The following is a 12533-nucleotide window of genomic DNA, read 5'->3' on the forward strand; positions in this document are numbered from 1 at the left end:
TCTTTCCTTGGGTGAAGACGGGGTGTCCGTCTTGCGATCGATGGGATGTGGCTGGCTGGGAGCATTTGGTGTGGTGCAAGCGCGGGGCGGGCCGGTCACAGGCCCTGGCCCGTGAAGCCACCGCCGAGACCAGGGCCTCCCATACCCGGCCCTCCGAATCCGCCGGGTGGTCCGCTGCGGCCGTAACCGGTTCCGAAGAGAATTCCGCCCAATGCGGCAGAGCCGTTGTTTCCGGGGCCGTATCCGCGACGACTGAAATCGTCGACATCACCTACGGCAATCCGCTGGGCGTCTTCGGCCAGGCGAATTGCTTGGTTGGCATGATTCAAAGCGCCGCTCGGATCCGACAGACGCAGATTCTCAGCTTCTTCGAGATTCCTCTCCGCCTCACCCAGGCGGGTTCTTGCTTGGGCTTGTACCCCGCCTCGCCGCGCGCGTACGTAGTCCGATGCCGAGGTGAGCCGGGCTTGGGCGGAGAGCATCGTATGGGCAAGCGTTTCTCGGGCCGCTCGATCCCGTTCGTTCTGGTTGCGTACGCTCTCGAGCCCTCGATCCAATTCTTGTCTGGACTCGGATAGACGACGGGACAGCGTCAGTGGATCTATGGGTCCTCGAGCGCGTTCCGTCTCGATTTCCGCGACGACTGTTTCGACGCTGGCGGTGCTGCCCGCCAAGTCGGCAAATGTGCCCCGTTCCATGAGCGACCGAGCTTCTGCGAGATCCGTTTTGGCCTGAGCCGTAGCTTCAGCCAGCGCTCCATCGGCGCGACGCAGCTCGTCACGCGAGTGCCCGATGGCTTCCAGGAGGGCCCGGGCTTGGCTCATGGCTTCTTCTCCTGCACGCAACCGGACGACGGCTTCGGAGGAATTGCTGTCATTCAGACTGGACTGCGCTCCGGAGACCGCGTGGTCGGCGAAATCCAACCGATCCGTTGCTTGACGGAGGTTGTCTGCGACCGAATCGGTTGCGTCGGGAGAGTAAGCGGCCAGTAACAAACGATGTTCCTTTTCCCAGGTGGGCACATCATCGCGCACGGCCGAGATACTTCGCGTGAGCGAGTCGATAGCATCAGGCGCGTTGCGTTCGAGCTGTCTCAGTTCGGTGAAATTCTTTTCCTGCTTCTTCAAGGATTCTTGGGCCGAGCGGCAGCCTTGAATAATCTCCATGAGCCAGCTGCGCTGGTCTTCTTCTGAGTCCGGGATCTCGTCATCGAGTTGCTTCTGCAATTGGAAGCTCCGACGCATGTGGACTTTGGCCTGATCTATGGCCGTCTGAAAGGGTCGTATCTGCTCATCGCCGAACTGCGCTTGAGCGAAGGCCAATTCCTGCTCGCTTTGCGCGATGACATCGTCGGTACTGACGAGGAGACTGCCGGCTTCAGCGCGCAGATCTGCGATGGCGGCAGGCGGGGGAGGCCCGTCATCGGCGTACCTGGCCTGAGCATCGGCATATCGCGATCTCTGATTGCGGGAATTCTTCTTCGAGGTGATGTACCACCAGGTGAAGACAACAACGACGAGGACAAGGCCGAAGCCGGCACCGGCGCTAAATGCGCTACCAACCCCCGCGGCGAGCGGAGCACCTGCACGACCCAGCGGGGCTGCAGCCGATGCTGCGACGGGAAACACCACAAATCCTTGTGCCACTGCCGAGGCACCCAGTGCGACACCGAGTGCGCGACGTACTGACGAATTCATGGGTAACCTCGCAGGCGTGGTCGGAGCGGAACTCTTGCGCACCAGTCTAAGTGGTTTTTCTGCTGGCTCCTCGGGAAATCCACAGGATCTTCGCGCAGAGCATGTTTGGACACGTCAGCCCCGGGACCTCCTAGGAAATGTCCAGACTTCCCACAAGCCGCCCACAGTCGAGTACGTCATAGTCGACTCAAATCCTTCTGGTCCGACCCGGTCAACACCAGCGTAAACTGACCTCGGCCTCGATCTGTGAGATGAAAGGCAAAACATGTCCAAAAACCCCGATGAGTATGATCAAAATCCCAACAACGGGTCCGAAGGCTCCGGCCGTGAGCCCCGGGACCCGGGAGTAGGACACGGAGAGTCCGGGGACGCTGACGGGGTCGACCACAGCGTTCCCACGCAGCCATTCCCTCAGTACGGGCAATCGGGTTCCGGAGCCTATGGTCAACAGGACGAGTCCGCACCAGACTCACATCAGAGCTCTGACGGCACGGGGGAAGCCCCCCAAGGGTTCTCTCCCCAGGATTCCTACGGATATCAGTACGGCGCCGCCCCCAACGGTCAGTACTACAACGAGAACCCCTACACGCAGCAGGGTTATTACGGGGAAAGTGCTCGCGGCGTTCACCAAAACCATCGATTCGGCACGGGGACACTCGTCGGTGGAATGCTTCTGGCAGCCCTGCTCGGCGGGGGAGTCGCAGCGGGAGCCGGGGCGCTCATCGACAATCATTCGACGTCAGCCACGGGGTCCACGACGCCCAAAACGACGATCGTCAATAACCAGGATTCCGTCAACGCCGTGTCCGCGGCCGCCCAGAAGGCTTCCCCATCGGTCGCGACCATCTCGGTATCGGGCAGTTCACAGAGCGGATCGGGTTCCGGCGTCGTTCTGGACGACGAGGGGCACATCCTGACGAATACGCACGTCGTCACGCTGGATGGTACGACGAGTAACGCCTCGATCCAGGTCAAGCTCTCGGACGGAACCGTCAAGCAAGCGAACGTCGTCGGTACCGATCCCACCTCGGATTTGGCCGTCATCAAGGTCGACCCCCAGGGTCTCAACCTCACCCCGGCCTCTACTGCGGATTCGAGCAAACTCAATGTCGGTGACATCGCGGTGGCTATTGGCGCACCGCTCGGCCTGGACGGGACAGTCACGGACGGCATCGTGTCGAATCTGTCGCGAACTATCTCGGTAGCTTCCTCGGCGGCGCCCGATGAGAGCGACTCCGGTCAGGATGACTCCCAACAGGGGTCCTCGCCTTTCCAGTTCCAATTCCCGGACAAGGACGGCGGAACCAAGAACAGCACGTCCAACAAGACGATCGCACTGAACGTCATGCAAACCGATGCCGCGATCAATCCCGGCAATTCCGGGGGTGCACTGGTCAATTCCAAGGGAGAAGTGATCGGCGTCAACGTGGCCATTGCGTCCGCGGGGCAGTCGAGCGGCGGCTCCGGCTCGGATTCCTCCGGAAACATTGGTGTCGGCTTCTCCATACCGATCAACTACGCCAAGCGTGTCGGTCAAGAGATCATCGACAACGGCAAGGCTTCACACGGCTACCTCGGGGCCAGCGTTTCCTCGAATCCCGCGTCGGGTGGGACAAGCTCGGATAGCTCGTTCACCAACGGTGCTGTGGTCAAGAACGTCGTCCCAGGCTCGCCCGCCGACAAGGCCGGGCTGAAGAAGGGCGACGTGGTGACCAAACTCAACGACCACGCGATCTCGGATGCGGAGTCCCTGACGGCAGCAGTTCGGGAAGCCCGAGCCAACGAGAAGGTCGGCATTAGCTACACGCGGGGTGGCAACACCCAGGACGGTGAGGTCACCTTGGGAGACGCCGACGATTCAGGGCAGTAGACCCAATGTCCCGGCTTCCCGAAGTGAGGAGCGCGTTTCGGGAAGCCGGCTACAGAACTCCGCCGAAATCGTGTTGGCGCCACGCCTCGTAGACCGCGATCGACGCGGAATTCGCGAGATTGAGGGAACGCCGCCCCGGGATCATTGGGATACGAACCAATTCGTCGATTCGAGGATTGTCTTGCACCTCGTCCGGCAGCCCCACGGACTCCGGGCCGAACATCAACGTGTCGCCTTCCCGGTACTGCACGTCGGCGAAATTCTTGGTGCCTCGAGTACTGAACGCGATCATTCGTGACCCTTCCAGCGCCGACCATGCCGCCTCAAGGTTCGGATGAATCGTCATGACGGCCAAGTCGTGGTAATCGAGTCCTGCCCGCCGCAGATGCGCGTCCGCAAAATTGAATCCAAGTGGCTCGACGAGGTGAAGATGCGCGCCGGTTACTGCGGCCAGTCGGATGGCGTTACCGGTATTGCCGGGAATTTCGGGGGTATAGAACAAGATGTTGAACACGTCGAGCAAGTCTAGCCGCGGCGTCGTCCTCCGTCTCATCGGGCAGCATCGACACGAGCACTAGAATGGGTGCGTCGGTCGGGGTCGACCCCGTTCCAACAATCGAATCCGTGACTGAAGGAGCATCCGCAGTGCAGGGCGTTTATCTCGACAACGCGGCTACCGCGCCCGTCAATGAAGCGGCATTGCAAGGCATGATCGACCAGATGCGTACCGGAGGGAACGCTTCCTCGCTGCACGCGGCCGGACGCCGGGCTCGCATGGCCGTGGAGTCCGGACGCGAACAGATCGCCCGTGCCGTCGGCGCGGACCCGGCAGAGGTCATCTTCACCTCCGGCGGTACGGAAGCCGACAACCTCGCTGTCAAAGGCATGTTCTGGAGGAGGCAGGAAAATCACCCTGCGCGGGACCGCATCATCCTCAGCCCCGTCGAGCATCACGCGGTCAAGGATGCCGCGCTTTGGCTCGAGAAACATCAGGGCGCTCGCCTGGAGTGGCTCAGCGTCGACGTCGAAGGACGCGTGGACCCCCACGAATTGAAGGACCTCTTGGCGGGTAGATCCGACGACGTCGCCCTCGTGACCGTCATGATGGCCAATAACGAAGTCGGTACAGTGCAACCCGTATCCGCTCTGGCTGCCGTCTGCGCGGAAGCCGATGTACCTTTTCACACGGATGCAGTTCAGGCCTTCGGCGCGATCCCCCTGAATTTTCACGGCACGGGATGCACGACGATGGCGATTTCGGGCCATAAAATCGGGGCTCCGATGGGAATCGGCGCCCTGGTCGCCAAACGTCAGGCGCCCTTGACCGCGCTGATCCACGGAGGAGGCCAAGAACGCGACGTCCGTTCGGGGACGATCGACTCACCCGCCATTGTGGGCTTCGGCATCGCAGCGGAGCAGGCATGTGCCCGCATGGGCGAAGAATCTGAACGAATCAAAAGCCTGCGCGATCGTTTGATCGCAGGCATCCAGGACAGGGTTCCGGAGGCCGTGCTGCGCGGACCCCGTGATCTGTCCGTTGAGAGTCGTCTCCCCGGCAACGCACACTTCACCTTCCCTGGTTGCGAGGGGGATTCGCTCCTTTTTCTTCTCGACATGTCCGGTGTTCTGTCCTCGACGGGTTCCGCCTGCAATGCGGGGGTTCCCCGGCCTTCTGAAGTGCTTCTGGCCATGGGAGTCGAAGAATCCGATGCCCGAGGCGCCCAACGATTCACCTTGGGAGTCTCGACGACGGAAGCCGACGTCGACGCCCTCTTGGAGGCCTTGCCGGCCGCCTACGCTCAGGCGGTCAAGGCGGGAATGGCCGACCATGCTCCCAGCGGCCCCTGGGGCTGACCCCATATCCTCAGCCCTCCGGATGCGGGCACGGTGACGAGGGGAATAGCGCCGCGCCCGCGGACGTTGTACCGTGGCGAGGCCGACCAAAGAACCGTTGAGGAAGAGGGCACATGAGGGTATTGGCAGCGATGAGCGGGGGTGTCGACTCCGCGGTTGCGGCGGCACGAGCAGTGGACGCGGGACATGACGTCGTCGGCGTGCATCTTGCCCTCTCCCGTATGCCCGGGACCCTTCGCACAGGTTCACGGGGCTGTTGCACGATTGAGGACTCGATGGACGCCCGTCGTGTGTGCGACAAATTGGGGATCCCGTTCTACGTATGGGATTTCTCGGACCGTTTCAAGGAAGACGTCGTCGACAATTTCATCGATGAGTACGCCCAGGGTCGGACCCCGAATCCCTGCATGAGGTGCAACGAGAAAATCAAGTTTTCGGCCCTTCTGGAAAAGGCCGTGGCCCTCGGCTTCGATGCGGTGTGCACGGGCCACTACGCGAAAGTAGTCCAGGACGAGGATGGCAACGTTGAGCTGCACCGCGCAGCCGATTGGGCCAAGGACCAGTCCTACGTCTTGGGTGTATTGACCCATGAGCAGCTGAAGCATTCGATGTTCCCGCTCGCGGAGACGCCCACTAAGGCTGAGGTGCGAGCCGAAGCCGAGGAACGCGGTTTTTCCATTGCCAAGAAGCCCGATTCTCATGACATCTGCTTCATCCCGGACGGTGATACCCGAGGATGGCTCGAAGAACGCATTGACCTTGAAGAGGGGGAGATCAAGGACACCTCCGGCGAGGTCCTGGGAACTCACAAAGGCGCGCACGCGTTCACCGTCGGTCAGCGCAAGGGATTGTCGATCGGTCGCCCGGCGTCGGACGGCAAGCCGCGCTTTGTCCTCGAGATCCGGCCTAAGACCAACGAGGTCGTCGTGGGCTCCAAAGAGATGCTCGCGGTCGACGAGATTCGCGGAATTCGAGAGACGTGGGCGGGCCTTCCGGTTCCCGAAGCGCAGGCGTTCGGTACCGCCCTGGACCGGCCCGGTGCCGTCTCGGAATCTTTTCAGATCAAGGCGCAGGTGCGTGCGCACGCTGATCCGGTTCCTGCGGTGGCCCATCTGGAGATCGGTGAGGTCGACGGCGAAGCCGCGCGCGAACTGGTCGTACGTCTCGATGAACCCCTGCGTGGTGTAGCACCTGGTCAGACCCTCGTCATTTATCAAGGAACCCGCGTGCTGGGGCAGGCGACCATCAACCGCGCGTATTCGCTCTCGCGGCCCGACATCGTCGGCTGAATGCCGGGTGTGACAGCGCGGCGGTCAGAAGTTGCTCCCGGTATGCGGAGACGGTCGAGGGAACCGTAGACTGTTTCACTATGACGCAGACTCCAGAGCCCCGCGAAACATTTGATGCGCGCGCCAGTTCCTTGAACGACGTCGACCCTGCCGTTTTCGAGGAGCTTCTCCAGATGCGGAGCACGATCGACAATATTGACGCGGCACTCGTCCACATGCTTGCCGAGCGGTTCAAGGCGACGCAACGGGTCGGATACCTGAAAGCGCAATATCAATTGCCTCCAGGGGATCCCGGCCGCGAAGCAGCTCAGATCCAACGTCTCAGGAACCTCGCCAGGAACGCCCACCTCGATCCCGAATTCGCCGAGAAAATTCTCAACTTCATCATCAGCGAGGTCATTCGACACCACGAACGCATCGCGGAGGATCACAATGGTCGGGACAGCGAGGCCGCGGAGGGCGAGGAATGACGCCCGACTCGCCGGCCGGAGGCTACGGCCCTAGCGGGGGCAGGATTGTGGCCTCGTCTAGAGGGAGAGTCTCAGGGACCGAGTTCTACGAGTCTCTCGTTGGCGTCCGTGGCGAATTGGGCGCTCCTCACCTTTCTCCTTTGCCCGAACTGCCCGAACGTGGGTTCGCGGCAACGCGTACGGCCCGAACCATCGCATCTCTCGAAGAGCTCTACGCGGACGGTCAACCCTTCGGCTGGCGACTTGGGGCGCGCCCCAGCAAGGAATCCCGCGCGGCGGCGTCGCGGTTGCACAGTGATATCAACATACTGGCGGATGTCGTCGGTTCTGCGGGCCGAGGGCATAGGGGACACACCGTCGTGACGCTGACCGGACCCGTGAGCCTGGCCGCCGAGCTCAAATTATGGAATGGGGAAGCCGTGCTGAGTGACCACGGCGCCCGTCGGGAGCTCGCGGACTCGCTGTGCGAAGGGCTGGGTTCTTTGACGCAGGCCCTCAGAACAGCGGTCGACGGAGAGGAAGTGACCATCAGATGGTGCGAGCCCGACCTCGGGCGAGCTCTCGCGGGTCGGATCCCTACCTCAAGTGGCTACCGAACCTTGAGATCGATTCCTCGTGCAGAGGCCCGAAATGCACTGGCCGAACTCGCCGAAGCCGCCCATCGTCACGGAGTCGGGTCGGTCATCGACGTCGGTGGCCCGGTTCCCGACATGGAATTCGGACAGTTCTTCGATGCCGTTGCGGCCCGTCCGCACGGGCGGGGAGCTGAGGAATGGGAACGCATCGCCGGTGCCGTCGACCGAGGGCAATCGGTGTGGTTGGGCGTCACTGGCAGCGAAGCCCGGGACCAGACTGTGGAGACCATTCGATCTTTCTGGAGAACATGGCGGGACCTCGGTCTTGGGGCACAAGAACTCGCCAAGGTGACGGTCGAGGAAGAAGACGACCTCTCGACCGTCTCACCTGAACGAGGTTTGACTGTTCAGGCCCGGAGCGCGGCGATTGCGGAGGGTCTGCTCGAGCTGTCACGCGAGTAGTCAGCCCGGCGCTGACATGACATGCATTGCTTCACTGTCGGCCCCGAGACGATATTGCGTCCTGATGTCGCGTAATGTTGCATGGAACAGTATGCCGACTTCAACCTGGTTTTGTTGTGCCCGTCGTGGGTAACCTCAGGGGAACTGGAAAGGAGCGCGAGTGAAGGCGCGAATTTTGGTAGTGGACGATGACGAGGCCCTCTCGGAGATGGTTGGCATCGTTCTGACCAACGAGGGCTATGAGCCCACATTCTGCGACGCGGGAGACCGTGCCGTGAGCGCCTTCGAAAGCTACGATCCGGATCTCATTCTTCTGGACCTCATGCTGCCAGGAATGAGCGGTATCCAGGTGTGCGAGCGTATCCGAGAGACCTCGGACGTCCCCGTTATCATGCTGACCGCCAAGTCGGATACGGAAGACGTGGTTCGTGGTCTCGAGGCAGGCGCCGACGATTACATCGCCAAGCCCTTCAAGCCTGCCGAACTCCTGGCCCGCATCCGGACTCGGTTGCGGACCGGTGATGCCCGCTCAGCCGAACGCATTGAGATCGGCGATCTGAGTATTGATTTGGCGGGTCGGGCAGTGACCCGCGGTGAAGCCACGGTGCGCCTGACGCCGCTCGAGTACGATCTGCTCGTCAATCTTGCACAGGAACCGGGCCAAGTGCTTTCCAGAGACCTTCTCCTCGATCGAATCTGGGGTTACGACTCCGATGCGGACCGGAGACTTGTCAACGTCCACGTTCAGAGGCTCCGAGCGAAGATCGAAAAGGACCCGGAAAAACCTGACTTGATTCAGACCGTGCGAGGGGTCGGATACAAGGCCAACGCGAGCCAGGTGCGACGCTAAGAGGACATGGCAAAGCACACACCACATAGCAGAGCGAGGCGCTTCTTCGGCGCAGTTCCCGCTTTCATCAGGGGCATCCGCAAACAATGGCGGGAATCTCTCCAGTTCTCCGCGGTGATCGTGGCGACCTCGCTTGCTCTGGTGGCTTTCATTTTTGCCGGCAACTTCCTCTCGACTCAGATCGCGAACAGTCTGTTCAAAGAGCGTCAGGAGCAGGCCCTCGAAGAATCCTCGAGTGGGTTCTCCGACGTCCAAAAGATATTCGACAATGCGGTGGCCTCGGACCAGAACGAGGTTCAGTCGCTCATGCGCGAAACACTCACGATTCTGGAGAATCACGGGGCCGACGCAAAGCGCCAGTGGATTCTCATCCCTGTGGAATACCATCAGGGGCAGGGCTACGTGGGTCCCCTCAGCCAGAATGACTGGATGACGTCGTCGTCCGTGCCGCAGGATTTGCAGAAGCAGGTCGCTGCCCAGAACGGTGTGTTCTGGCAGTCCTCGAAGGTCCAAGCCAACGGGAACGGGCCCGAGCTGCCCGTGATTTTCGTGGGCACCAAAGTCCATTTGAACCAGGGCAACGATTATGCCCTTTACCTTGTTTATGATCTCTCCTCATCGCAAGGGACTCTGGATTACATCCAGCTGGTCATCGTGGCGGGCTTCGCGATTCTTCTGGTCTTCGTCGCGACCATCGTCTGGTGGGTCACGCGCTCCGTGATTCGCCCTATTTCGCAGACGGCGCGCTCGGCCGAACGATTGTCGCGCGGTGACCTGGGTGAGCGAGTCGTTGTCCGGGGCGAGAACGAGGCGGCGGTACTCGGCACGTCCTTCAACCACATGGCCGACAGCATTCAGGAACAAATTGTTCAGCTCGAGACGCTGTCGAAGATGCAACAAAGATTCGTTTCGGACGTATCCCATGAGCTGCGCACCCCGTTGACCACCGTCAAGATGGCGGCGGAGCTGTTGTACGGCGGTCGGGACAACATGGACCCGTCCTTCCAACGATCCACGGAACTTCTCTACCACCAAGTCGATCGGTTCGAGTCGTTGTTGTCCGACCTGCTTGAGATCTCCCGCTTCGACGCCGGCTCGGCGACCCTGGACTCCAGCACGGTTGACCTGGGCGACCTCGTCGAGGACACCGTGGAATCCGTGCGCCCGCACCTGGACAAGCAAGGACTCGAAGTCCGAGTGCATGGGACGGAGCAGCGTTGCTCGGTGGAAATGGACCCCCGACGCATTGAAAGAGTGCTCAGGAACCTGCTCGTCAACGCGATCGAGCATTCCGAAGGAAAACCGATCGACGTCCACATTGCCGCCAATGATCTCGACGCCGCCGTTGCCGTTCGAGACCACGGCATGGGGATGACCCCCGAACAGACGCGTGAGGTTTTCAATCGTTTCTGGCGTGCCGATCCTTCGCGCAAGCGAACCTTGGGTGGCACCGGTCTCGGTCTGTCGATCGCGGCGGAAGACACTCGACTTCATCAAGGCAGATTAGAGGCATGGGGCGAGCTCGATCATGGTGCTTGTTTCCGCTTGACGCTTCCCAAACAAGGGGGACGACCCGCGGGGGATTCGCCTCTCGGCCTGCCGCCGGAGGGTGTCCCTGACACACCCGCTTCGATCCCTGAGATCGAGGACAGTCACGGCGAAGACGAAGACGGATCGCAGGAGGGCACTGAAGCATGAGTGGACACCAACGGAGGAGTTGGTCCGGCCGACGGACGTCGATCGTGCGCGCGGTGGCCTGGGCCGGCGTGGTCGGACTCCTCGTCGCCGGGTGCGGGAGGATTCCGACCAGCGGCCCTGTGTACCACTACAACGAACCCGATGCCAGTGCCTCGTCGGCGTCTCCAGCTTTCAGTCCGTCAGGACCGCAGAAAGGCGCCTCCCCCTCGGAGATCCTGAACGGTTTCATCAAGGCGGGTACCGGAGTCGAGAACGATTATTCTGTGGCCCGTGAATACCTCACGACCGAATTGTCCGGCAGCTGGAAGCCCGAGGACCGGACTCTGGTTTACTCCGACGACGTCAAGATCGATTCGGGGCAGAGCGACCAGCAAGCCACGGCCGAGGTCAACGTGTCGACATCTATCGACGGTCGAGGGATTGCGACCTCGTTCAGGAACCCGGACAAGCAGCAGATTGCCGCGAAGTTCACACAGGTCAACGGGCAATGGCGGATCGCATCGATTCCCAACGGCACGATGTTGTCCCGTTCGGAGTTCGAACAGCTGTTCCGTTCATTCACGCTTTACTTCTACGACCCGACTTTCAGCTACGCCGTGCCCGATATTCGTTGGTTCGCCAACAGATCGACCGTGGCGACGTCGGTCGTGAGAGTCCTGCTGCAAGGCCCTGCCCCTTACCTGGAAGGGGCGGTGGCCACCGCCGTGCCGAATGGAACGAGCCTGATGCGCCAATCTGTTCCGATCAGCAATTCCTCCGCAGAAGTGGGGCTCGCGGGAGCTGGCGTGTCTGATGCGAACCAGCTCACGCTCGAACGATTGAATACTCAACTCGAGCAGACGTTGAAGAGCACCAACTCCGTCGAGAGTGTGAGACTCTCGGTCGATGACAAAGCCGTCGAGACAGGAAAACTCGGGGATTACCAGGCCGCCACGATCAATCCGCAGGTTCCCAGCCCGCAAGTGGGCGTGTTGGAAGGCGACCTCGTGACCTACGCGGACGGCCAGTCCCGAAAAGTCTCAGGCTTGGCCCCGAGCCAAGTTCAGCCGTCGATGCCGACCATGGACTCACAGCGACGTGTCTATGCATACACCGATGAGGACCGAGAGCACCTTGCCGTGAGGACGACCTCGGGCAAGGCGCTGGACACCGACATGGACGAGTCCATTACCGCGCCGAGCGTCGACACCAACAAATGGGTGTGGGCCGGCGGCTCGGAAGGGTCCGTATACGCCCTCGACTCCGGCGGCGACAGTGACGAGCCTCAGAAGGTCGAGGCGGACTGGCTTCGCAACCAGCACATCCAGTCCCTGAGGATTTCTCGTGATGGTTCGCGGGCTCTGGTCGTCACCGGCGAAGGCGACAACGCCCGGGTATGGGTCAGTGGCATCAAACACAACCCCCAGGGCGCTCCGGAGAGTTTGGGCGAGCCCTTGAGGGTCGGTACAACTCGCAACGCAACGCAGGCTTCCTGGATATCGGATACTGACGTGGTCGTCGCGAATACGCAGGACGGAAGCGTGCAGACGGTTTCGCTCGCGGGTGAGACCAACGACGTCAATGGGCTTTCCGATATCGAACACATCTCGGGCGGCAACGGCAAGGACTCCATTTACGCCCAAACCAGCACGGACACCTACGCGCTGACGGGCACATCCTGGACCAGAGTCGACACGAAGGTCAGAGACCTGGCCTATTCGGGATAAATTTTCCATCCACAGATTCCTGAGTTCCGGCGGATTCCATCACAGCGTCCGTCATCATTATG

10 protein-coding genes are annotated in these 12533 nt (G+C 61.3%); 8 read left to right on the forward strand and 2 right to left on the reverse strand.

Annotated features, from left to right (window positions below; translation table 11 throughout):
- Window positions 1-95: 95 nt before the first annotated feature.
- Window positions 96-1697: a coiled-coil domain-containing protein gene (locus tag EWV35_RS02665; RefSeq protein WP_129657873.1), complete on the reverse strand. Its 1602-nt coding sequence runs from the start codon at window positions 1695-1697 to the stop codon at window positions 96-98.
- 265 nt (window positions 1698-1962) lie between these two features.
- Here EWV35_RS02665 and EWV35_RS02670 point away from each other — a divergent pair, with 265 nt between their 5' ends.
- On the forward strand, window positions 1963-3567 hold the full coding sequence (locus EWV35_RS02670; RefSeq protein ID WP_129657875.1) for a S1C family serine protease: 1605 nt from the start codon (window positions 1963-1965) through the stop codon (window positions 3565-3567).
- A 49-nt stretch (window positions 3568-3616) separates the two neighbouring features.
- Here the strand turns inward: EWV35_RS02670 and EWV35_RS02675 are convergent, their stop codons facing one another.
- Window positions 3617-4081, reverse strand: coding sequence for a tRNA (cytidine(34)-2'-O)-methyltransferase (locus EWV35_RS02675; protein ID WP_129657877.1), 465 nt, complete (start codon window positions 4079-4081; stop codon window positions 3617-3619).
- 65 nt (window positions 4082-4146) lie between these two features.
- On the opposite strand from EWV35_RS02675, the gene EWV35_RS02680 reads away from it, so the two are divergent.
- From EWV35_RS02680 to EWV35_RS02710, 7 genes are all read left to right on the forward strand, one after another.
- Window positions 4147-5421, forward strand: coding sequence for a cysteine desulfurase family protein (locus tag EWV35_RS02680; protein ID WP_129657879.1), 1275 nt, complete (start codon window positions 4147-4149; stop codon window positions 5419-5421).
- A gap of 113 nt (window positions 5422-5534) precedes the next feature.
- Window positions 5535-6710 (forward strand): tRNA 2-thiouridine(34) synthase MnmA, encoded by a 1176-nt coding sequence (gene mnmA / locus EWV35_RS02685; RefSeq protein ID WP_129657881.1) that lies wholly within the window; start codon window positions 5535-5537, stop codon window positions 6708-6710.
- An 80-nt stretch (window positions 6711-6790) separates the two neighbouring features.
- Window positions 6791-7180, forward strand: a complete 390-nt coding sequence (locus tag EWV35_RS02690; protein ID WP_129657883.1) for a chorismate mutase — start codon at window positions 6791-6793, stop codon at window positions 7178-7180.
- Window positions 7177-8217, forward strand: coding sequence for a uroporphyrinogen decarboxylase/cobalamine-independent methonine synthase family protein (locus EWV35_RS02695; protein ID WP_129657885.1), 1041 nt, complete (start codon window positions 7177-7179; stop codon window positions 8215-8217). The genes EWV35_RS02690 and EWV35_RS02695 overlap by 4 nt, the downstream gene beginning before the upstream one ends.
- 160 nt (window positions 8218-8377) lie before the next feature.
- Window positions 8378-9067 carry an MtrAB system response regulator MtrA gene (gene mtrA / locus EWV35_RS02700; protein WP_129359950.1) on the forward strand — a complete coding sequence of 230 codons (690 nt, stop codon included), beginning with the start codon at window positions 8378-8380 and terminating at the stop codon, window positions 9065-9067.
- Window positions 9068-9073: 6 nt separating this feature from the next.
- Window positions 9074-10765 carry an MtrAB system histidine kinase MtrB gene (gene mtrB / locus EWV35_RS02705; protein ID WP_129657887.1) on the forward strand — a complete coding sequence of 564 codons (1692 nt, stop codon included), beginning with the start codon at window positions 9074-9076 and terminating at the stop codon, window positions 10763-10765.
- Entirely contained in the window at window positions 10762-12471 is a 1710-nt protein-coding gene (locus EWV35_RS02710) for an LpqB family beta-propeller domain-containing protein (protein ID WP_129657889.1), read from the forward strand. The genes mtrB and EWV35_RS02710 overlap by 4 nt, the downstream gene beginning before the upstream one ends.
- Window positions 12472-12533 lie beyond the last annotated feature (62 nt).

It is taken from the genome of Rothia uropygialis, from assembly GCF_004137765.1.
GTDB lineage: Bacteria > Actinomycetota > Actinomycetes > Actinomycetales > Micrococcaceae > Rothia.

Coding starts and splice junctions, on each gene's coding strand:
- EWV35_RS02710 (WP_129657889.1), top strand. CDS start 10,762: ATGAGTGGACACCAACGGAGGAGTTGGTCCGGCCGACGGACGTCGATC.
- EWV35_RS02690 (WP_129657883.1), top strand. CDS start 6,791: ATGACGCAGACTCCAGAGCCCCGCGAAACATTTGATGCGCGCGCCAGT.
- EWV35_RS02695 (WP_129657885.1), top strand. CDS start 7,177: ATGACGCCCGACTCGCCGGCCGGAGGCTACGGCCCTAGCGGGGGCAGG.
- mtrB (WP_129657887.1), top strand. CDS start 9,074: ATGGCAAAGCACACACCACATAGCAGAGCGAGGCGCTTCTTCGGCGCA.
- EWV35_RS02665 (WP_129657873.1), bottom strand. CDS start 1,697: ATGAATTCGTCAGTACGTCGCGCACTCGGTGTCGCACTGGGTGCCTCG.
- EWV35_RS02680 (WP_129657879.1), top strand. CDS start 4,147: ATGGGTGCGTCGGTCGGGGTCGACCCCGTTCCAACAATCGAATCCGTG.
- EWV35_RS02670 (WP_129657875.1), top strand. CDS start 1,963: ATGTCCAAAAACCCCGATGAGTATGATCAAAATCCCAACAACGGGTCC.
- mnmA (WP_129657881.1), top strand. CDS start 5,535: ATGAGGGTATTGGCAGCGATGAGCGGGGGTGTCGACTCCGCGGTTGCG.